We start from the raw sequence: 18,508 nt of genomic DNA on the forward strand, positions 1-18,508 counted from the left end.
TCGCCAGCCACGGCCTGACCACAGGCCGGCACCGGGCCCCAGCACGCGCTGACACAGCATCAGACGACCACACCCCCGCCAATGTGACAGCGCCCAGCGGCGGATTCACCGCCCAGCCACCGCCGGTTAACCGGACCGCGCGCCTCAGGGCAGCAGCCAGCCGGCCATCGGCGCCGCACCCGCGCTCGTACCGCCGCTCTTCTGCAGCTGGGCGACGTTCGAGGCCGACAGCGCCTGGTTCCACACCAGGACGTCGGAGATCGCGCCGTCCCAGTTGTCGACCCACGCCCCGTGGTACTTCGTCCGGCCGAGCTGCATCCGGCTTGCGGAGTTCCAGATTCCGTCGATCTTGATGGTGTCCTGCGGCTCGCCGTTGACGTACAGCGTGATGGACTTCGCCGAGGCGTCGTACACGCCGGTCAGCAGCACCCACTTGCCGGTCCAGGACGGCTGCTTGGAGAACGCCTGGCGGGTGTTCTTGTCCTCACCGCCCGGCAGGGTCTGCACCTTGAAGACCCACTGGTTGTGGATGTCCCAGTCGTCGCGGCCCAGATAGAAGGTGTAGTAGGCGCCGCTGCCCTGGCTGAGGACGCACTCACCGCCCTTCGGGGCGTTGTTGTCGACCAGCGCGGAGACGGTGAAGCTCTTGCTGGTGTCGACGACGGGCCCGTTGCTCTCGCCGTGGTCGGTGTCCTTGCCGGTCATCAGCACGGCCGGGCCGTTGTGGCCGTCCGCCTGGCCCGGCTTCACCGTCTTGCTCAGCACGATCGCGTTGCTGCCGTACTTGTCCACCAGCTGTGCCAGGGCCGGCGACGCGGAGCCGCTCGCCGAAGCCGAGACCGAGGCTGAGGTGGCGGGCGAGGCGGGCGCCGACGAGTCGGCGGCAGAGGCGGACGGCGTGGCCGGGCCGACGGCGGCCACCCGCTTCGGGTGCGCGGGGCTCGACAGGGCGATGGCGGCGGTCACGATGCCGGCCACCACCACGGCCGCCGCACTGCCGCCGATCTGGAGCATCCGGCGCTTCTTCTGCTCCGCCTCGTGCTGCCGGGCCAGCGCCTCCCAGTCCGGCCCGTTCTGCGGCCACTGCTGCCCGCTCACCGGGGGCAGCTGCTCCGGCCTGTCCCAGCCACTGCCACCGTTACCGCCAGGTATGCCCCCGTCAATGCTCATGGGCCGACATGCTAGGCCATGGCCGGCCGTCGGAACCGGCGACCCCGCCTGCCTCAGACGGCAGACGGGGTCGCGGTGTTGGCGGCGGATCAGCGCTGTGGACGAGCCTTGGACCAGCCCTGGACGGGCTCCGGCTCGGCCCCGGCGACCGGCGTCGCCTTCACCGAGTCGAGCAGCAGCTGGGCCACGTCCACGACCTTCAGGTGCTCCTTCGCGGCGCCCTCGTTCTTCTTGCCGTTGACCGAGTCGGAGAGCATCACCAGGCAGAACGGGCAGGCGGTGGAGACGATGTCGGGGTTGAGCGACAGCGCCTCGTCCACCCGCTCGGTGTTGATGCGCTTGCCGATCCGCTCCTCCATCCACATCCGCGCGCCACCGGCGCCGCAGCAGAAGCCGCGCTCCTTGTGGCGGTGCATCTCCTGCTGGCGCAGGCCCGGGACCTTGTCCATGATCTCGCGCGGCGGGCTGTAGACCTTGTTGTGACGGCCCAGGTAGCAGGGGTCGTGGTAGGTGATCAGGCCCTCGACCGGGTTGACCGGGACGGGCTTGCCCTCGTCGATCAGGTGCTGCAGCAGCTGGGTGTGGTGGATGACCTCGAAGTGGCCGCCCAGCTGGGGGTACTCGTTGGCGATGGTGTTGAAGCAGTGCGGGCAGGTGGCGACGATCCGCTTGAGGGGAGCGTCCTCCAGCGCGGCGTTCAGGGTCTCGACGTTCTGCGCGCCGAGCATCTGGAAGAGGAACTCGTTGCCCAGACGGCGGGCCGAGTCACCGGTGCAGGACTCCTCCTTGCCGAGGACCGCGAACTTGACGCCCGCCGTGTGCAGCAGCTGTGAAGTTCGGACGGGGCGTCACTGGTAGATGCGGCTTGGGATGTCACTTCATGGATCGCTGGATGTGCTGGTCAGTTGGTGGTTGCTTGGCGGTCGTGGTGACACCGGTCTGTACCTGGCACTGACATGAAGCCGTATCCGTCGGTGTCAGCTTTCCCGAACCTCACAGCGGGGTGTATGTGCCGGGCGGTGTTCGACGAAGGCCCGCAGCCGGCGCCGCTCGTCCCCCGCTGCCGGGCGGCAAGCCCCGACAGCCCCGGCAAGCCGAACCCGCACTGGCCGGAAGGGCAGTGCGGGTTGGAAGCGGGTGAGCGGCTACCGCGTCACGATCAGGAACCGCTGGTTGGACCCATCATCACAGGTGTACTGGATGATCGGGGTGCGGTCCGCCGGGCTGTGGTCCTTCACGTCGAGGCACTTGCCGGCGAACGTCTCGATCTCGTACCTACCGTCGCTGGCCTCCTCGAGCCTGAACTGCTGGTTGAACGCACCATCACAGGTGTACTGGATGATCGGGGTGCCGTCCGCCGGGCTGTGGTCCTTCACGTCGAGGCACTTGCCGGCGAACGTCCGGATCTCGTACCAACCGTCGCTGGCCGGCTTGAACGTGAACCGCTGGTTGGACCCACCATCACAGGTGTACTGGATGATCGGCGTGCGGTCCGCCGGGCTGCGGTCCTTCACGTCGAGGCACTTGCCGGCGAACGTCCGGACCCCGAACCCACCGGCCTGCCGCCTGTCGACAGCCGGGGACGCCTGAGCCGCGGTGAGCGGCACCATCGCGGCTGCCGCCATGCTCAGGACGGTCAGAACACGCCATGCCTTCGAGGAGGAGCGCACGAAGCCACCTCTTTCGTGGGAGGTATACCTGTCCGCCCCAGCGTCGACTGCCCCAGCGCCCCGGAGTTACGCAAACGGCCCGGCTTCACCCTGTTGCAGCAGCACAGGCCCACCGACGAGTGAGCCGGCCGAATCCCGCTGACGCCACCGCGCGCCGTCCCCTACCAGCCAACCCCGAGGACCTCCAACTGCCCGCGCTGCTCCTCGCTCAGCTTGTCCAGCCGCGCCTTCTGGTTGTTCAGCCAGGCACCCGGCGACAGCCCCTCCGCGGTCTTGTGGGTGCGCGGGATCTTCGCGTGCCTTTCCCGTTCGACGAACGCGGCCAATGCCGACAGGTGCTGCTGGAACCGGTCCGCCCGCGAAACCTTCGGCTTCGCCGCGGCCGCCGCCCGGGCGGCCGCCAGCTCCTGGTCCTCCTCGATCCCGAGAGCCGTCAGCAGGTCCCGCTGCTCCTGGTCGAGTTCGGCCCAGCCGGCCCGCGCCCGCACCCACCGGCCGAGCTGTTCGCCCTTGAAGGCGGTCTCCAGCGGCAGGGAGGGCCTGGTTCCCGCGCGGCTGCTTCGGTCCGGTGGTGGGGTCGGGCGTGGCCGGCGGGTTTTGTCATGGATCCGTAATAGCGCCGGGTGGGGTGCAACCGGGTTGGGCGGCGGGCTCGTCCGGGTAATCAGCGGGGCGCAACCGGGCGCCTTCGCGAAGGGTGGGTCTCACCATGGGGGGGAGATCCACGGGGAGGGAAGTCCATGATCAGGACGAAGAAGACCGGGATGAAGGTGCGGGGCGGCCGGGTGGCGGTGATCGGTGCGCTGGGGCTGGCCTCGGTGACTCTGGCCGCCGTGCCGGCGTTCGCCAAGGGCGGCGTGGACATCACGGCGCCGCACACGGCGCAGGTCGGCACGACCTTCACGGTCACGGCGCACGGGGACGACGACGCTGCCGACTACCTGCAGGTATGCCTGGAGGGCCGCAGCGGCGGGCAGGCGTGGCACCGGGTGGCCTGCGGCGACGTGGTCGCCAGGGGCACCGACGACGCGCAGGCCGCCGCACACGTCAAGGCCGCGCACAGCGGTGTTCTGGAATACCGTGCGGCGGTGTACGGCCTGACCGGCCCGGACGACCGTCATCCGGTCCGCGAGAGGACCTCCGGTCTGGTGGCGGTGGACGTCCGCTGAGTCCGGCAGCGTGGCCGCGGGCAGCCGGTACAGCCGCTGCCCGCGGCCACGCGGTTCAACGCATGTTCAGAAGAGGGGCCCCGACGGCCGTCCGGGGCGAGGAAACGGGCGCCGACGGTGTCGGCCGGGTTGAGGTCGACCAGCGCGGTGAACCACGCTGCCGCCGCCTTGGGATCGCGGTGGCATAGCAGGTCGGCGTAGCAGCAGAGGATGCGGTGGGCGGGCCGGTTGTCCAGCTCGCTGTGGAGGAGGACGTCGCCAAACGGCCAGGGCAGGGACTGCTGGAGGACGCACACCCCGGCGCGGCGTCCAGTCCACCGGGGACCTGGTCCCCGCCGTCCTCGTCCTCGTCCTCGTCCTCGTAGTCGCCGTCCTTGTCCTCCCGGTCCAGGCCGGCCGGCTGGTAGGCGATGGTGGCGTAGGCGTCCAGGTCCCTGGGGTGCAGCTGGTACCCGCCGATCGTCACGGACGCCTTCTCGTACGCCGCGTCGTACGCGTCCTCGCTCTCCTTGTCCGGGGTCCAGACCCGCTCCATCCGCCACGACTGGCGCACCGGCAGCTTCGCGATCCGCTTCTCCAGCTTCGACAGGCCGCCCCGCTCGGCCCGCTGGCCGGCGTAGAACGGCCGAGTCGAACTCGTTGTACTCCGGGTCCTGCATCCAGGCCGCCAGCGCCGCCACCTCCGGAGCCTCCGCCGCCAGGCCCACCGGGGCCAGCCACGGCATCGTGCCCTCCAGTTCTCCCGGTAGGCGCGACCACTCCGATGCCGTGCCCGTCCTGGTCACCTCCCTGGACCGGCTGGCCGAGGACGGCCCGATGGCCCCGATCCGGTGGCGCTATGGCCGTACCGGCCTGCACTCCCTGACCGGCGCCCTCGACAACCCCGAGGAGCGCACGGCCTACGGCCAGCGCCAGGCCGACCGCGCGGCCGAAGCCGACCGTCGGCACCGCCGGTTCCCCAAGACCCTCGCCTGCACCGACTGCCACGCCGTGCCGAAGCAGGAGAAGGTCCGGATCACCGACGCCCGCGTCGACTGGACGCACCGCAAGGGCGGCACCCGCCACCCCTGCCACGCCCAGCGCAAGGCCGACGCCGCCCACCGCAAGGACCAGGAACGCCTTCAGGCCGCTCGGCCATTCCCGGCAACCGGATGGCAACCTGTCACACGATCTGGATAGCGACGACCTTCGGCGGGTGGTTCGGGAAGGTGATGTCGTGCCAGCGCTCGATCTTCACCGAGTCACCGTTGGCGTCGTAGTAGATCAGGTCGTTGTTACCCGTGAAGATTCGGTCGACCCACCATCCGCCGAAGTCGGTCTTTCCGCCGTTCGCGTAGCAGTCGACGCTCTGACGGCCGTCGAGGTGCGACCAGATCTTCAAGAAGTTCTCGCCGCCGACACACTGCACGTGGTCGATGGCGAAGGCATTGCCGCTCGGCACGCTGACGGTGAACGCGGCGGCTGCGGCGATCGCCACGGCCAAGGAACGGACGGTCCAAACTCCACAAGCAACTTGGCAAAGTTCCTTGTGGAGTTTTACGCTGGGGTCATGAACACGAACCCCAGGCCGCAGCAGTCCACTGCGACCGCGCAGCGACTCAACGACGCGATCAAGCGGCTGCGCGCACGCCTGCGCGCGGAATCGGGGCAGCATGCGACCGGCCTGACCGTCACGCAGGTCGCCGTGCTGGCGAGCGTGGTGCGGGAGGGCCCGATCACCGCGGCCCGTCTCGCCGCGCTGGAGCACGTCAGCGGCCAATCCATCGCGCAGAGCCTGGCGGTGCTCAAAGCCGCCGGACTGGTCCACAGCGAGCCCGATCCGCAGGACGGCCGCAAGAAGCTGATGAGCGCCGACCCGTCCGCGACCGAACTGATCGAGAAGCTGCTCGCGGGCCGCGCGTCCTTCCTGGCGCGGGCCATCGACCAGGTCGTCGCGCCGGACGAGCGCGAGGACCTGGAGAAGGCCATCGAGCTGCTGGAGCGTCTCGCTGCGGCCGACCTGAGCGACGGCGGCATATGAGAACCGTCACCACTCCGGCCGACGTTGCGGCGCGCGGTCTTACGCGCAAGCCCTTCGCATGGACGTTCACGAGCCCGCTCTACGTGGGCTCCAGTCTCAACCCGATCAACAGCTCCATCATCGCGACCGCCCTGGTGCCCATCGCCGCCGCGCTGCACGTCTCGGTGGGCAGCACCGCCGTGCTGGTCTCCTCGCTCTACCTGGCCAGCGCCGTCGCGCAGCCCACAGCGGGCAAACTGGCGGAGGTACTCGGCGCGCGCCGGATCTTCCTCTCCGGCATCGTGCTGGTGCTGCTCGGCGGCCTGGTCGGCGGCCTCGGCCAGAACCTGGCGATGCTGACCGTCGCCCGGGTGCTGATCGGCATCGGTACCTCGGCCGCCTTCCCCTGCGCGATGGTGCTGATCCGGCGCCGCGCCGAGGACGCCGGCCTGGACGCGCCGCCGGGCGGGGTGCTCGGCGGCATCGCGATCGCGGGCATGGCCACCGCCGCCGTCGGCCCTCCGATCGGCGGACTGCTGGTGGGCGCCGCGGGCTGGCGCTGGGCCTTCCTGATCAACATCCCGGTCACCGCGATCGCCATGGCGATGGCCGTGCGCTGGCTGCCCAAGGACCCCGTGCCCGACCGCGGACACGGCGGTTTCCGTAAGGTCGCCGACCGGATCGACCTGCCCGGCATCCTCGGCTTCGCCGGGTCGATGACCGCGCTGGTCATCTTTCTGATGAGCCTGCCCCACGTCGAGTGGATCGCTCTCGCCGTCTTCGTCCTGGCCGCACTGCCCACGGTCGTGTGGGAGCTACGGAAGACCGCGCCGTTCTTCGACTTCCGCGGCCTGGCCGCCAATGGCGCCCTCGCCCGCACCTACCTGCGCCAGGCCCTCACCCTGCTCGGCGTCTACTCCGTGATGTACGGCATGACCCAGTGGATGGAGGCCGCACACGGGATTTCCACTGTGGGGGCGGGACTCCTGCTCCTGCCGATGGGTGCCGTCTCCGCGCTGCTCTCGCGCCCGCTCGCCAGCCGCAACCTGGTACGCGGACCGCTGATCGCCTCGGCGGTGACCATGCTGCTCGGCTCGGTCGGCATCATGCTGCTCACCTCGCACAGCCCGGCGATCGCGATCGTGCTGGTCTCCCTGATCTTCGGCGTCACGTCCGCCTCCACCACGGTCGGCAACCAGACCGCCCTCTACCTCGCGGCACCGCCCGACCAGATCGGCACCGCCTCCGGGCTGTTCCGGACCTTCGGATACCTCGGAACCATCACCTCCGCCGTGATCGGCAGCATCGTCTTCCGCGACGGGGTCAGCGACCACGGCCTGCACACCCTCGGCATCGTGCTGGTCGCGGCGGGCCTCGCGGTCCTCCTGCTGACCGTCCTCGACCGCCGCCTGATGAACCGCGACACGAACCGGCAGGCCATGGCCGCAGAGGCTAGCTCCCGCCTCTGACGATCTACCGCCCCGGTGTCGGCCGACGTCGAGCAGGTGGCCCCGCCTGTACCGGACGGCCGGGCAGGCGCTTCCTGCGACGGAAGTGCTCCATCCGTCGCAGGTCACCCGTCGTCCGGGCGACTTGGTGCCCCGGTGGAGGGGCTGGCGGTGGCCGTCTGCATGCTGTCGCGGTGCCGATAGCTGAAGATCCCAAACCTCGCCCGCCGTCTGATTCGCCGCATGGCCCGGGAACAGACGACCCGTTCGCCGAACTCGTCCTCGATGAGGAGTTCGTCAGGGCCGCCACCGTCAAGGAGCGGTCCGGGCGCTCCCGCATGCTGGCCGCGCGCTGGAAGCGCCAGCCGCCCCCGGAACCGCAGCCGTGGCGCCCGCCGACCGAGGTCCGGCAACGCCGGTTCGGCCGGAAGACGAAGACTGCCTCGCCCTGGGGCGTCGAGCGACGTGGCAGCCGTAACTGGCAGACGCCGCTGTTCGTCGTGCTGGCGGCCGCGCTGGTGCTGGCGGGGCTCAACGTCGACCGGCTGCACGCCTGGTACGCGAGCAACCTCGCCGACGGCTCGATCCAGGCTCCCGAGACCGCGGCGCCGACCGCGGCCCCGCCGACCCTGCCTCCGGACACCCCGACCGTGGACCATCCGTGGGCCGGTTCGCCGGCCGCGGCGTGGCCGTCCGGAGCCGACGCGATCGTGCTGCCGCAGGCACAGGCGGTCGGGGTCTTCGGCCAGGACGAAGTCGCAGCGCAGCTGAAGACCGTCAAGGACTTCCTGGTCGCGGCGAACCTCGACCCCAAGACGGTCGCCGGCCAAACCCCGCAGACCGCTCTGGACCTGATGGGCCGAAAGAGCCGTGAGAAGGCGGAGAACGCGCTCGCCCACCCGGGCGGCACGAGCGATCCCAGGACCTGGTTCAGCCGCTTCAACCCCCGCACCGCGATCCCCGTGGGTGATGCGGTCAAGGTGCAGGGGCGGATGGGTTTCGGGTCGGACGGCGAGGACGGGATGGTGGTTCACACGGACTACACCTTCGTCTACGCCGTGCTCCCCGGGCCCGACGCCGGAAAGGTGACGCCGTCACCCTCACAGGATCCCGCTCCCAGCGGCCCCGCAGGCGGCACCACCGCAGGCACAGAGCCGGCCATCTGGACGGGAACGGTCACCGGCAGCACAGAGGTGACCCGCGAGATCGTACGCCGCGAGATCGACTTCCGCTTCTACGATCCCGCCAAATACGACGTCGAACCGGGAAAACTGAACTTCAGCCACATCAACACCGACTTCGGCAACAATCTTTGCCGCGTCCACGACGGCTGGCTTGAGCCGCAGTTCCCTATCGCCTCATCGGACAACGCCGAGCCGCGTGACGGAAGCACGATGGACCCCTACGACCGGAGCAAGCCGCTACCGGAGGGAACCGGCAGATGCGGCACAACCACCCGGACCTGACCTCGGACGTGATGCCTCATCGGCGGCCGCCGGACGGGAGGCGCAAGGTGTGCCCGGATGCGGTGCTCCAGGCGCCGGAGGTCGGGGTGCCGGTGCTGATGGTCGAGGTCGACCGGGCCACCGTGGCTCCGGCGCGGGTGGCGACGAAGTTCGCCGGCTATCGCGAGCTGTTCCGCACCCGGGTCCGGGACAGTGCACCGTACGCTCCGAGGAGAACTCCTCGGAGCGTACGGTGCACTGGTGGCGCCGGGCCTACCCCGGGCACACCCGCGAGGGCTACCCGCCCGTCGCGCTGGTCCTCACCGGCGCCGGGGCCGTCGGCCTCAACATCCGGGCTCGGGTGATCGGCGACCTGACCGCCGACTACTGGGTGCGGCGCCTACCACCGCACCCAGTACCCGGACGACTCCTGGCGGGTGTATGGCGACGCGGTGCCGGTCCTGGTCACCTCGCTGGAGCGGCTGGTCGAGGACGGCCCGATGGGCCCCGTCTGGTGGCGCTACGGCCGCGGCGGTCTGCACTTGTCGGGGTACGGGTTCATCTGCAGAGCGAAGTACAAGCCTGGCCGACCCCGCCCCTGGCCCGGCCAGCCACGCCCACGCTCAAGCCGTTCACACCGCTGCGGCCGCCGCCGGCCTCCACCCGGCCGACGACGGCCAGCAGGAAGTAAGCCATGCCCGGCTGGAGCTGCTGGAACTGCTCCTGGACGCGATGGAGGCCGGCACCCTCTCGCCCGCTGACGGCCAGGCCATTGCCTGGCACTACACCACCGCCCCCGTCCCGGACGTCCAGGCCGCCACCACTGCGGGCGCCTGGCAGCGGCGCCGCTCCCGTGCCGTCCACGCCCTCAAGACCTCGCTGCGGCCGACCGCGGCATGACCAGCCCTCGGCTTGCCCAGCTCCAGGAACCACAGATGCCTTCTCTGCCCGCTCCCCTGCCCGGTCTCCCCCTGACCAGTTCTGAGCGTCTGCTTCTGCTCGGCGCGCTCTGCTACCTCGCCCTCGGGCTGGCCTGCCTCTCATTCACCGGGATCAGCAACACCTGGTCCCGCCTTCACCGACGGGAGATCGGCACCAGCCCGACCGCCAGGCTGGCCACATCCTCCGGCAGGCCCGGCGGCAGCACTCCCGCGTACGGCGAGGGAGACCTGCGCTCCCGGCTCTGCCCGCTCGGCGCCCCGCTTCCCCCGGCGGGCCGCAGAGCCGGGCCTGCTGCCCAGAACGCCGGCAGCGGCAGCGGCCCGTCCAGGCTCGACCTGACGGGCCGTAGCCGTGTCCGCAGTCGGGAGGTGACCCGGCCGGACGGCCCAACGGTGGTGCTTCTGTTCTGCCTGCGCCGTCAGTACCGGTTCAGCGGCGGTAGGTGGCATCGCCCACGTGGGTAGAGACGAGCTTGGGTGCGGCTGAGCCGTCGGCCGGCAGCGTGACGACACCGTCCCACCTGGGGGCCGCGATGGTCTTGCCGTCCGGGGACCAGGCCGGGGCACCGTAGTTGGAGGTGGCCGTCGGTGTGAGGTCCTTGGGGGCCTTGTCACCGAGGCGCATCTCGAAGAGGTGGTCGTGGCCGTGGACCGAGCGGAGGAACGCGATCTTCTCGCCGTCGGGCGACAGCGCGGGGGTGATGCCCTTGGTGACCACGCCGCCCTGCTGGCGTGTGTAGTCGTCGCGGATGTAGACCTCGCCGTTCCTGGTGTTCGCGTAGACGATGGCGGCGTTGCCGCTGCCGTTGGGCCAGGTGTTGCCGACCTGCGGCAGCGGCGCCTCGCCGGCCCACGCGTTAAGAGGCAGGATCTCCGGCTTGCCCTTGACGGCGGTGGCGGAGATCCGCTCCAGGTGGGAGACCCTGAACTTGTCGACGGCGAAGATCAGGTTGTTCTTGGCGGGGACGTACTTGTTGAGACGGGGTGCCACCTGCCAGGTCGGGTGGGACCAGGCCTGTCCGCCGGGGTTCTTGGCGACAGTCACGCGGCCGCTGCCGTTGGGGTTGGAGACGACGAGGTTGTCCGAGTCGTCGATGAAGGCGGCCTTGGAGCCGTCCGGCGACCAGGCGAGGTCCCACACGGTGGTGCCGAAGTCGACCTTGACGCCGTTGATGTACACGTAGCGGGTGCCGTTGCTGATGGTCAGCTGGCCATGGCCCTGCGGGGCCTTGAGCGACGCATCATAGAGCGAGGCGGCCTGGGCGGCCGGGCTGACGGCGACGACGAGGCTGACCGTCAGCGCGCCGATGGCGGCGAGCTTCGCGCTGCGGGACGAAAGCTTCCTGTTCATGACGGAGTGTCCCCCCAAGGACAACGTAGTGGTCCGGTTCTACCAGTAGTAGTCCGGTTCTACCGCGGGAGCCGCGACCGTTGTCCGCTGGGGACTGGTTCACCCATTCGACGGCTGCTGCTCTGTGCGATGAGGGAAGGCTGTCAGCCGGAGTTCCCGGATCTGTGTGGCACGTGTCACGGGCATGCAACAGGCCGCGAACTCCGTTTCACCCCCCAAGGGGTGGCCATGGCCCGCTTCACCGTCGCCTCCACCCCGCGCGGCGCTGTCACGTTGGCGGGGGTGTGGTCGTCTGATGCTGTGTCAGCGCGTGCTGGGGCCCGGTGTCGGCCTGTGGTCAGGCCGCGGCCGGCAAGCCGATGTTCTTGGTGACGTGGTCCCAGATGGTGAAGCGGACGGTCATCTCGAAGCGGTGTTCGGTGGCGGTGCGGTGGGAAGTTCGGGCGGTGTGTCACTGGTAGGTGCGGCTAATATTGCTCTCACTGCAGGACTGCCCTCAGCTGCGCAAGGTGGCACGCAGGCGCAAGCCGACAGTTGCGAGACCTTCGAGGGTGGTGACCTGGTAGCCGGGTTCCGGTCCGGGCGGCTTGCTCACGTGGTAGCAGCGGGCGGTCTGCGCAGTCAGGAGCGTCAGCATCGCCATGGCCAGAGCGGCTCCCTCGCAGCCATGCGGTCCGGTGCCGAAGGCGAGGAAGATCCCGGGTTTCGCCGGCGAGCCCGAATCATCGAGCCAGCGGTCGGGCTGGAACTGGTCCGGCTCGGAGTGTTCCCGTGCGTCGCGGTGGGCGGTGTAGGGGCAGACGAGAACGGTGGACCCGGCGTCGATGGTGTAGCCGGCGAGCCGAGTCTGTCGCGGGGCACGCCGGGTCAGTAGCCAGCTCGGGGGATGCAGTCGGAGCACCTCGCGCACCAGCGCCTGGGTGTATTGCAGGCAGTCGAGGTGGGTGCTGGTCGTCGCGGCCGGGTCCGCGGGCAGCAAGGCGGCTTCGGCCGCGACGCGGTCCGCTGCCTGGGGGTACCGGGCCAGGTGGAGCAGGATCCATCCGGCTGCCCGGGAAGGTGTCTCGAAGGTGGCGACGGTGATTCCGGGGAGAGTGTCGAGGATGGCCCCTTCCGGCAGTAGGCCGTAGTGGGAGGAGGGCCGGAGCATCTGTCCCAGCACGTCGTCACCGGGCCGGCCCGATGAACGGCGCCGGCGGACGATGGGCCGCAAAGCGTTGGTGAAGGCGACTTGCTGCCGTGTGCGGAACCGCCGTGCCGGTGTGGGGATCCAGCGCGGCCATTCCCACCGCGAGGGGCGTACGAGCACCTCCCGGGCCACGAAGAGCTGTGAGGCAAAGGGCAGCAGGGTGGGAGCGTCTTCGGAGAAGAGGTAGCGCACGCCGATCTCTGCCAGGGCGTGCCGGACCGGGGGCAGAATCTCGACGTCCTGGCCCGTGGGCCACTGGTCGACGAATCGAGCGGTCCCGGGCGCTATCTCACCGATCCGGGCTGCAACCGCCTGCGGGCGTAGTCCGCGCATGCGGGCGGCGTGAGCGTGCGCGCGCTCCTCAGACGTCGGTGCTCCGCTCGACCGCTTCAACGGCGGGAAGAGAGGCGAGGGTACCTTGGGGAAGTCCTGCGCGCGGCGCAGGACTGCTTCACACGGCCCGGCCGTAGCGGCCACGTAGACACCCGGCTCCAGCTGCCAGACGTCCCCGCACTCGTCAGCGCCACGGCGTGCCAGTGCAAGCCGGTCGCGGCTCCAGGCCGCGAAGCTCCCTCCGGGCAACCGCGGCGGCTCATTCATTCGGCCCATGAGATCGCCCCTGACTCTCGTACCTGTCCAGGCCGATATCGTCGGCAGCGTGGCCGGGAGCCGGCGGGCGCCCGAGGGCTCCCGCCGGCAGTGCGGTCAGACCCCGTCGTCGCCGCCGTACGCACCCCAGTCGTGTTCCCCATACGCACCGTAGTGGCGGGTGAAGGACAGCTTGCGAAGCAGCCTGGCGATCATGATGCACTCCTCTCGCCTGTCTTCAGCACCAAGTGCCGTACATGCAATTTTTCCACACACGCCATATATGTCATTTCAGAGCATCGGTCGCACGCATGGATATAAGGCGGGTGCTTGCGGGCTGAGCCCGCTGCCAGCCAACGTCGCCCCGGTGCTGGAGGTCAGCGCCACCCCCGGCCGCGAGGTGTGGCGGCGCCTGGGCGCCTGGATGCGCCGGATCCCGTAGTCCCGTCCCGGCCACCGGTGCGGACGGACTGCGAGTCGATCAGCCCCGCACTCGGCTCGACGTTCACGCAGGCAACCTACTGCCCGACCCCGACAGGACTTCGGCCAGGAGTTCGTCCAGGGGGGCGGGCCCCTGGCTGGGCATCCCCGGACACTCCGCCCCGGCCCGTGACAGCGGTGCCGGGGCGCTCGCGGCTGCGCGAAGCCGTCGAGGGAGGCCGCCTCCGGGCCGGCCGCGCAGGTACCCGGACGCCTTGAATGGCGCTCCACCGGCCGGCGCGCCACCACAAGGCCCGCGCCCTGGCGGGCTGCGCCCGGCTTCCGCCTGCTGCTCGGCACCGTCGTGTCCCTCGACTGCCGCCGCCCGCAAGCGGCTAGCTCAGCGGCCTGCGGCACGGAATTCGATGTGGAGCTGGAGCTGGCCGACGGCGAGCTCCGCTGCGGCGACCGCGGACGACGGATCAAGCCCGCCGCCGCGGCCCACGGGATGTGCGCCGCGTGCCGCTCCTACGAGGCCGATCCACCCGGCTACGAGGCGTGGACCGGGCGCTGGGAGAACTGAGCCCAGCTGGCCGGCCGGATTCGACGCAACGTCAGCTCTGGCCCGGGCGCCGGGACGGCCGCCGTCGACCTGTCAGAGGTCAGCACACCTTCTGTGTCGGCGAGAACAGGTCATATGCCTCGTCAGGGACGGATATGAACGCCTGGGCCTGGACGTAGCAGTCGACCCGCCAGTTGGTGGATTGCCCCCAGATGATGCCGCCGTTGTACTGCCCGCCGGGGATGTGGGTGAAGTCGCCGTAGTGGCCGTTTGCAGAGTTGATCCACTGCCCGACTTTGTCCTGCTCCCACATGTACGTGGGGCCGCTGAGCCGCATGTAGGGCTGCCAGTACCCGTTGCCGCCGAGGTGGATGCACTCCGACACGTTCGTCCCATTGCTCAGGGTCACGGCGCCGCCGCAGTAGTAGCTGTCGGCGGCGTGAGCCGGAGCAGCCGTGGCCGCTAAGGCGGCCGTGGAGGCAAACGTGAGCGCAAGGGCACCCGCAAAGCGTTTCATTGCCATCCCCATCTTCAAGTCCCCCATCCTTTTTCGGTTTTCTTTCGGTAGCCGCAGTAGACGCTCGCACCCTGACCCGTGTCAAGACTGATGGCCACTAGGGTGCGCTTTTCCCGTCACAAATATAGGCAAATTGAGAGATCGCCCCAGCAGGTTTCTTTTATGAAGAAATGCCACTCCGGGCCTGCAAGTCCCCGAATGTCCGCCATATTCTGACTTGCTCCGATCTAATGCCAAGTAATCGGCTGTCTTCTTTTGGAGGGATTCAAAATTGCGAGAGAACCTGTGGATCAAAACAATGACGGGCCGCGGCGGACGCCTGTCCCGCAAGGCCTGGCAATGGGTGAAGTGTTATGTGACCCGCCGCGCGATCGAGTTGCGTGTCGAGTCCCTCGAAGGGGGCATGGAGGTTGACGCTCCCCCAGCCGGATGGATCGACGTTCGAAGTCCCGGCAGGCTGTGGACTGTGGTGCCGTCGCCGCCACTGCCGCGCCGAGATGATCACCCGCTTCGCGATCTGGGACCAGATCACCCACGCCGCCGCCCTGCCCACCGCATGCTGAGGCAGGGCCAGCGTCGGCCCCACCACACCCTGACACAACCTCAGCCGTCCACACCCCCGACAACGTGACAGCGCCCTCATCGGCACTCCTGACATGCCCTCAGGCCCGGTGGTGAGGAGCCCTTTCGTCGGGATCTACGGGACGTTGGGGGTCACGGGACGACGGGCCCACGCTGCTGCCTGCCAGGCTGCGAGGAGCAGCAGAGTGCCAGCCTCCAGCAGGAGGCTGAGCAGGGCTTGGGGTGCGGGCTGCAGGCCGCGTTCGGTGAAGCCGAACACGCCGATCGTGCGGGAGGCGGTGAATCCGGCGAGAGCGCCGAGCGCGACGCCGGCAGCTGCGGCCCTGAGCAGCACCGGTGCTGTGAACAGCACCAGGGCGGCGACCGCGAAGGCAGCGATCGCCTGGAGTAGGAACAGGGCGCCGACGATGTGGATGAAGCGGTACCCGGTCAGGTAGAGCTGGGTGTGGATGTAGCCGCTCCCGGCGAGTGTGGCGGCGACGGCCAGGCGTATCGCGAAGGCCGGACGCATCGCGGAGCTGAGTCCGTTCTTGGCATTCATGCGAGGTTCTCCTCCGAGATGATGCCTTGTCGTGCCGTGTCCGCCGGCCGGCTTGTCGAGGTCGGCGCCTGGCGCCTCGCCGCGCGCGTACGGGTACCGGTTCATGGGGTCACCACCACGGTCGCGGTCATGAAGGGATGGATGGCGCAGAAGTAGGCATAGGTGCCAGCTTGGGTGAACGTGTATCGGTAGGTGGCGCCGGTCGTCAGCGGCGCCGAGTTCAGGGGCCCGCCCGATCCGGAGCTGGTCACGGTGTGGGCGTCGGTGTCCTTGTTGGTCCAGGTCACCGTCGTACCCGCCTTGACCGTCAGGCTGGCCGGTGCGAACGCGAAGTTCTGGATCGTCACCGCGTTCCCGGCCACCGGTGCCGTTGCCGCCGGAGGGCTCGCCGGCGTGCTCATGCTGGGCATCGCCGGGGCGCTCGGGGTGGAGCTTGAGGCACCGCCGGGACCAGCGGAGGAGGAATGCGGTGATGCGCCGCAGGCGCTGAGCAGTGCCAGCGTGCAGGCAGTGGCAACGGCCAGGCCAGCTGCCACCAGGGACCGTCGGGGGGACGAAAGGGAGTTCAGGTGCATGGGTGTGTGCTCTCTACTGATCAGCCCGCGATGCGGGCCGGGTGGGGGTCGGTCCGGCCGGTGTTCCGTGCCGGTACCCGGCGTCGAAGACGTGCACGGTTTCCGGGTCAGCGCGGGCGTCGTGGTGTCGTGCGCGGATGGCCCGGATGTGGGGGTGTCGGCTGAGCTGCAGGTCGATGGCGCAGCGGAGCCCGGTGAACGGGGCGTGCGCCGGTAGCTGTCCGCGGGCGGCGCCGGTTGCGACGGCGCAGTCGCTGTGCGTGATGACGAGCGCGCCGGGCAGGGCGCGGACGGTGAATCCGCTGTGCTCGCGGTGCGCGTCGTAGCGCCGCAGCAGGTGGTCGGGTCGCGTGACCGGCCGCGCGGTGGGGGAGGCCCCGAGGGGCGCCGGAACCATCTCGGTCATCTCGGCTCACTCCTTGCGGGACGGGGGGGAGGAGGGGGATCCCGGGGATCGGTGCTCGTCAGGTGCCACGGATGCCGGGGGCCGTGCGGTTCGGTGTGTAAGCACCTTTTGCGAGATTTCAGAGGTTTGCGAGACATGCGATGATCGACTTATGCCGTGGAGTCTTCGGAAACGCGGTCCATCGAGTGAGCCGGATCGCTCTGGGAACCGTGTCTCTGATACGGGGACCATTTCCCGCGCGGACGAGGAACTGCTCCGTACGCTGTACGCGGACCATGCCGGGCCGCTGCTTCACTTCGTCCTGCGACTGACGTCAGGAGACTGGCAATGGGCCGAGGATGTCGTGCAGGAGACACTGCTGCGGGCCTGGCAGCACCCGGCGGCGTTCGACCCCGAGCGCGGACCGGCCCGGGCGTGGCTGTGCACGGTCGCCCGGAACCTGGTCATCGACGCCCGCCGGGCCCGCCGGGCCAGGCCGACCGAGGCCGATGGGGAGGCGCTGGACCGGGTTGTGGAGCAGAGGCCCGGAGAAGACGAGATCGAGGAAGCGCTGCAGAGCTGGGCGGTGGCCGAGGCCATCCGGACCCTCTCCCCGGACCACCGGGCCGTGCTGCTGGAGACGTACTACAGAGGGCGGACGATGGTCGAGGCCGCGGAGGTGCTCGGCATTCCGGTAGGCACCGTGAAGTCGCGCACGTACTACGCCTTGAAGGCGCTGCGGCTGGTGCTGCAGGAACGGGGTATCGAGCCGTGACAGCGGCGTGGAGGAGGTGCGGACCATGAACGGCGACCGTGACGCCATCCGGTTCTCCCTGGGCGGATACGTGCTGGGAACGCTGTCCCCGACGGAGACGGAGCAGGTACGCGCCCACCTCGCGGAATGCGCCGAGTGCCAGGCCGAGTATGCCGAACTGGCGGGGCTGCCCGCACTACTCGCGACGGTCAGCGAGGCCGAGGCCGCAGGCGAGGCAGCGCCCGCGCCCAGCGAGGAGCTGGCCGACCGGTTGGTACGGCGGGCCGCCGCAAGCGCGCGAGCGCAGCCGGAGCCTGCGGCCGCTGCCGTTCCCGGGGTACCGCGGCGAACCGAGCGAAGCCGGCTCGACCGGCTGCTCCAGCAGGCCGCGTCGCGACGTCGTACCGCCGTGCGGAGGCAACTGGTTGGGGTCGCAGCCGCCACGACGCTCATCGCTGCGGCAGCGTCGGGCGGTACGTGGCTGGCTATCGTCGCGTCCACGAGCAGCCAGGTGGCGCAGCCCGCATCGACGTCAACGGCCCCGGTCCGCACTCTCTCCGGAACCGACGCCACCACCGGCGTGTCCGCCCTGGTTGAGGTCTCGCCCGCCGCTTGGGGCAGCGCCCTGCAGGTCTCGGCGAAGGGAGCGCCCCCCGGGATCACGTGCAGGCTGCAAGCGGTCGGGGTCACGGGCGCCACGGCGACCGCCGCCACCTGGCAGGCCGGCGAGTACCCGGGTGGCGCCAAGATTTCCGGGACCGTACCCATGTCCCCAGGAACGATCAGTCACTTCGACATCTACGCCGGCAACGGCCAGAAGCTGCTCACCATCCAGGCGTGAGGCCTCGGCCCGGTCGGCTCCTCATGGCCAGCAGCCCTCCAAGGCTGGCACGGGCCGACCGGACGAGCGGGGCAGGTCCCGCCGCGCGGCGCGACGTTCACCGCGGGACAGGGGAAGCGGGTTCGGGCGACGGCGGTCATCCCCGCCCGCATCGCCGACCGCGCCGGAGATCGAAGGTCATGACGTGCTCATCGCGGTCGCCATGTGAGCGACGCGCTCACATGGCGACCGAAGCCTCACAGGGCTCGGTCACGCCGACCACTGAACCCGAATCCACCGCTCCGCCTCTGAGGTGACCGTTTCGGGATTCGGGCGGCGGTGACCGGTCGGAGGGCGTGTGGCATCCGCTGGTCTGTCCAGC

23 protein-coding genes and 1 pseudogene are annotated in these 18,508 nt (G+C 69.9%); 12 read left to right on the plus strand and 12 right to left on the minus strand.

Annotation, left to right across the window (positions count from 1 at the left end; translation table 11 throughout):
- Positions 1 to 144: 144 nt before the first annotated feature.
- From P3T39_RS35530 to P3T39_RS35545, 4 genes and pseudogenes are all read right to left on the minus strand, one after another.
- Positions 145 to 1,170 carry a LamG domain-containing protein gene (locus tag P3T39_RS35530; protein ID WP_280703440.1) on the minus strand — a complete coding sequence of 342 codons (1,026 nt, stop codon included), beginning with the start codon at positions 1,168 to 1,170 and terminating at the stop codon, positions 145 to 147.
- Between the two features lie 89 nt (positions 1,171 to 1,259).
- Positions 1,260 to 2,003 (minus strand): annotated as a pseudogene (locus P3T39_RS35535) ((Fe-S)-binding protein); the annotation flags it as partial.
- A 312-nt stretch (positions 2,004 to 2,315) separates the two neighbouring features.
- The gene (locus tag P3T39_RS35540) at positions 2,316 to 2,840 is read right to left on the minus strand and encodes an RICIN domain-containing protein (protein ID WP_280703441.1); all 525 of its coding nucleotides are present in this window, start codon (positions 2,838 to 2,840) and stop codon (positions 2,316 to 2,318) included.
- Between the two features lie 161 nt (positions 2,841 to 3,001).
- Positions 3,002 to 3,328, minus strand: coding sequence for a helicase associated domain-containing protein (locus P3T39_RS35545; RefSeq protein ID WP_280703442.1), 327 nt, complete (start codon positions 3,326 to 3,328; stop codon positions 3,002 to 3,004).
- Positions 3,329 to 3,580: 252 nt separating this feature from the next.
- Between P3T39_RS35545 and P3T39_RS35550 the strand changes: the two genes are divergently transcribed.
- Positions 3,581 to 4,009, plus strand: a complete 429-nt coding sequence (locus P3T39_RS35550; protein WP_280703443.1) for a hypothetical protein — start codon at positions 3,581 to 3,583, stop codon at positions 4,007 to 4,009.
- A 55-nt stretch (positions 4,010 to 4,064) separates the two neighbouring features.
- Here P3T39_RS35550 and P3T39_RS35555 read toward each other — a convergent pair whose 3' ends face one another.
- Complete coding sequence (locus tag P3T39_RS35555) at positions 4,065 to 4,562, minus strand: hypothetical protein (RefSeq protein WP_280703444.1); 498 nt, start codon at positions 4,560 to 4,562, stop codon at positions 4,065 to 4,067.
- 86 nt (positions 4,563 to 4,648) lie between these two features.
- On the opposite strand from P3T39_RS35555, the gene P3T39_RS35560 reads away from it, so the two are divergent.
- Positions 4,649 to 5,188, plus strand: coding sequence for a hypothetical protein (locus P3T39_RS35560; RefSeq protein WP_280703445.1), 540 nt, complete (start codon positions 4,649 to 4,651; stop codon positions 5,186 to 5,188).
- Here the strand turns inward: P3T39_RS35560 and P3T39_RS35565 are convergent.
- Entirely contained in the window at positions 5,172 to 5,486 is a 315-nt protein-coding gene (locus P3T39_RS35565; protein WP_280703466.1) for a beta/gamma crystallin domain-containing protein, read from the minus strand. The two genes, P3T39_RS35560 and P3T39_RS35565, sit on opposite strands and share 17 nt — an antisense overlap.
- Positions 5,487 to 5,558: 72 nt before the next feature.
- On the opposite strand from P3T39_RS35565, the gene P3T39_RS35570 reads away from it, so the two are divergent.
- From P3T39_RS35570 to P3T39_RS35590, 5 genes are all read left to right on the plus strand, one after another.
- Positions 5,559 to 6,029, plus strand: a complete 471-nt coding sequence (locus P3T39_RS35570; protein WP_280703446.1) for a MarR family transcriptional regulator — start codon at positions 5,559 to 5,561, stop codon at positions 6,027 to 6,029.
- On the plus strand, positions 6,026 to 7,477 hold the full coding sequence (locus P3T39_RS35575; RefSeq protein ID WP_280703447.1) for an MFS transporter: 1,452 nt from the start codon (positions 6,026 to 6,028) through the stop codon (positions 7,475 to 7,477). Before P3T39_RS35570 ends, P3T39_RS35575 begins: the two co-directional genes overlap by 4 nt.
- Before the next feature lie 173 nt (positions 7,478 to 7,650).
- Positions 7,651 to 8,922, plus strand: coding sequence for a hypothetical protein (locus P3T39_RS35580; RefSeq protein WP_280703448.1), 1,272 nt, complete (start codon positions 7,651 to 7,653; stop codon positions 8,920 to 8,922).
- A gap of 711 nt (positions 8,923 to 9,633) precedes the next feature.
- Positions 9,634 to 9,801, plus strand: coding sequence for a hypothetical protein (locus P3T39_RS35585; RefSeq protein WP_280703451.1), 168 nt, complete (start codon positions 9,634 to 9,636; stop codon positions 9,799 to 9,801).
- Positions 9,802 to 9,836: 35 nt separating this feature from the next.
- The gene (locus tag P3T39_RS35590) at positions 9,837 to 10,307 is read left to right on the plus strand and encodes a hypothetical protein (RefSeq protein ID WP_280703452.1); all 471 of its coding nucleotides are present in this window, start codon (positions 9,837 to 9,839) and stop codon (positions 10,305 to 10,307) included.
- Here P3T39_RS35590 and P3T39_RS35595 read toward each other — a convergent pair.
- Together P3T39_RS35595 and P3T39_RS35600 are read right to left on the minus strand one after the other, a co-directional pair.
- The gene (locus P3T39_RS35595; protein ID WP_280703453.1) at positions 10,273 to 11,193 is read right to left on the minus strand and encodes a hypothetical protein; all 921 of its coding nucleotides are present in this window, start codon (positions 11,191 to 11,193) and stop codon (positions 10,273 to 10,275) included. The genes P3T39_RS35590 and P3T39_RS35595 overlap by 35 nt on opposite strands.
- A gap of 496 nt (positions 11,194 to 11,689) precedes the next feature.
- The gene (locus P3T39_RS35600; protein WP_280703454.1) at positions 11,690 to 12,715 is read right to left on the minus strand and encodes a cytochrome P450; all 1,026 of its coding nucleotides are present in this window, start codon (positions 12,713 to 12,715) and stop codon (positions 11,690 to 11,692) included.
- Between the two features lie 538 nt (positions 12,716 to 13,253).
- On the opposite strand from P3T39_RS35600, the gene P3T39_RS35605 reads away from it, so the two are divergent.
- Both P3T39_RS35605 and P3T39_RS35610 read left to right on the plus strand, forming a co-directional pair.
- Positions 13,254 to 13,412 (plus strand): hypothetical protein, encoded by a 159-nt coding sequence (locus P3T39_RS35605; protein ID WP_280703455.1) that lies wholly within the window; start codon positions 13,254 to 13,256, stop codon positions 13,410 to 13,412.
- 405 nt (positions 13,413 to 13,817) lie between these two features.
- On the plus strand, positions 13,818 to 13,973 hold the full coding sequence (locus P3T39_RS35610; protein ID WP_280703456.1) for a hypothetical protein: 156 nt from the start codon (positions 13,818 to 13,820) through the stop codon (positions 13,971 to 13,973).
- Between the two features lie 79 nt (positions 13,974 to 14,052).
- On the opposite strand, the gene P3T39_RS35615 is transcribed toward P3T39_RS35610, so the two are convergent.
- Complete coding sequence (locus tag P3T39_RS35615) at positions 14,053 to 14,469, minus strand: hypothetical protein (RefSeq protein ID WP_280703457.1); 417 nt, start codon at positions 14,467 to 14,469, stop codon at positions 14,053 to 14,055.
- Between the two features lie 410 nt (positions 14,470 to 14,879).
- On the opposite strand from P3T39_RS35615, the gene P3T39_RS35620 reads away from it, so the two are divergent.
- Positions 14,880 to 15,032: a hypothetical protein gene (locus P3T39_RS35620; protein ID WP_280703458.1), complete on the plus strand. Its 153-nt coding sequence runs from the start codon at positions 14,880 to 14,882 to the stop codon at positions 15,030 to 15,032.
- A 134-nt stretch (positions 15,033 to 15,166) separates the two neighbouring features.
- Here P3T39_RS35620 and P3T39_RS35625 read toward each other — a convergent pair whose 3' ends face one another.
- From P3T39_RS35625 to P3T39_RS35635, 3 genes are all read right to left on the minus strand, one after another.
- Complete coding sequence (locus P3T39_RS35625) at positions 15,167 to 15,592, minus strand: hypothetical protein (RefSeq protein ID WP_280703460.1); 426 nt, start codon at positions 15,590 to 15,592, stop codon at positions 15,167 to 15,169.
- Positions 15,593 to 15,693: 101 nt separating this feature from the next.
- The gene (locus P3T39_RS35630) at positions 15,694 to 15,993 is read right to left on the minus strand and encodes a cupredoxin family copper-binding protein (RefSeq protein ID WP_280703462.1); all 300 of its coding nucleotides are present in this window, start codon (positions 15,991 to 15,993) and stop codon (positions 15,694 to 15,696) included.
- 187 nt (positions 15,994 to 16,180) lie between these two features.
- Complete coding sequence (locus P3T39_RS35635; RefSeq protein ID WP_280703463.1) at positions 16,181 to 16,573, minus strand: hypothetical protein; 393 nt, start codon at positions 16,571 to 16,573, stop codon at positions 16,181 to 16,183.
- Positions 16,574 to 16,724: 151 nt separating this feature from the next.
- Between P3T39_RS35635 and P3T39_RS35640 the strand changes: the two genes are divergently transcribed.
- Complete coding sequence (locus tag P3T39_RS35640) at positions 16,725 to 17,327, plus strand: sigma-70 family RNA polymerase sigma factor (protein ID WP_280703464.1); 603 nt, start codon at positions 16,725 to 16,727, stop codon at positions 17,325 to 17,327.
- Positions 17,328 to 17,352: 25 nt separating this feature from the next.
- Positions 17,353 to 18,147 carry a zf-HC2 domain-containing protein gene (locus P3T39_RS35645; protein WP_280703465.1) on the plus strand — a complete coding sequence of 265 codons (795 nt, stop codon included), beginning with the start codon at positions 17,353 to 17,355 and terminating at the stop codon, positions 18,145 to 18,147.
- Positions 18,148 to 18,508 lie beyond the last annotated feature (361 nt).

The sequence above is a fragment of the Kitasatospora sp. GP82 genome (assembly GCF_029892105.1).
Lineage (GTDB): Bacteria > Actinomycetota > Actinomycetes > Streptomycetales > Streptomycetaceae > Kitasatospora.

Excerpts from the sequence above, each read along its gene's own strand:
- P3T39_RS35605 (WP_280703455.1), top strand. The coding sequence starts at position 13,254 with ATGTCATTTCAGAGCATCGGTCGCACGCATGGATATAAGGCGGGTGCT.
- P3T39_RS35570 (WP_280703446.1), top strand. The coding sequence starts at position 5,559 with ATGAACACGAACCCCAGGCCGCAGCAGTCCACTGCGACCGCGCAGCGA.
- P3T39_RS35625 (WP_280703460.1), bottom strand. The coding sequence starts at position 15,592 with ATGAATGCCAAGAACGGACTCAGCTCCGCGATGCGTCCGGCCTTCGCG.
- P3T39_RS35590 (WP_280703452.1), top strand. The coding sequence starts at position 9,837 with ATGCCTTCTCTGCCCGCTCCCCTGCCCGGTCTCCCCCTGACCAGTTCT.
- P3T39_RS35600 (WP_280703454.1), bottom strand. The coding sequence starts at position 12,715 with ATGCGCGGACTACGCCCGCAGGCGGTTGCAGCCCGGATCGGTGAGATA.
- P3T39_RS35530 (WP_280703440.1), bottom strand. The coding sequence starts at position 1,170 with ATGAGCATTGACGGGGGCATACCTGGCGGTAACGGTGGCAGTGGCTGG.
- P3T39_RS35550 (WP_280703443.1), top strand. The coding sequence starts at position 3,581 with ATGATCAGGACGAAGAAGACCGGGATGAAGGTGCGGGGCGGCCGGGTG.
- P3T39_RS35575 (WP_280703447.1), top strand. The coding sequence starts at position 6,026 with ATGAGAACCGTCACCACTCCGGCCGACGTTGCGGCGCGCGGTCTTACG.
- P3T39_RS35645 (WP_280703465.1), top strand. The coding sequence starts at position 17,353 with ATGAACGGCGACCGTGACGCCATCCGGTTCTCCCTGGGCGGATACGTG.
- P3T39_RS35595 (WP_280703453.1), bottom strand. The coding sequence starts at position 11,193 with ATGAACAGGAAGCTTTCGTCCCGCAGCGCGAAGCTCGCCGCCATCGGC.
- P3T39_RS35615 (WP_280703457.1), bottom strand. The coding sequence starts at position 14,469 with ATGAAACGCTTTGCGGGTGCCCTTGCGCTCACGTTTGCCTCCACGGCC.
- P3T39_RS35585 (WP_280703451.1), top strand. The coding sequence starts at position 9,634 with ATGGAGGCCGGCACCCTCTCGCCCGCTGACGGCCAGGCCATTGCCTGG.
- P3T39_RS35640 (WP_280703464.1), top strand. The coding sequence starts at position 16,725 with ATGCCGTGGAGTCTTCGGAAACGCGGTCCATCGAGTGAGCCGGATCGC.
- P3T39_RS35630 (WP_280703462.1), bottom strand. The coding sequence starts at position 15,993 with ATGAGCACGCCGGCGAGCCCTCCGGCGGCAACGGCACCGGTGGCCGGG.
- P3T39_RS35635 (WP_280703463.1), bottom strand. The coding sequence starts at position 16,573 with ATGACCGAGATGGTTCCGGCGCCCCTCGGGGCCTCCCCCACCGCGCGG.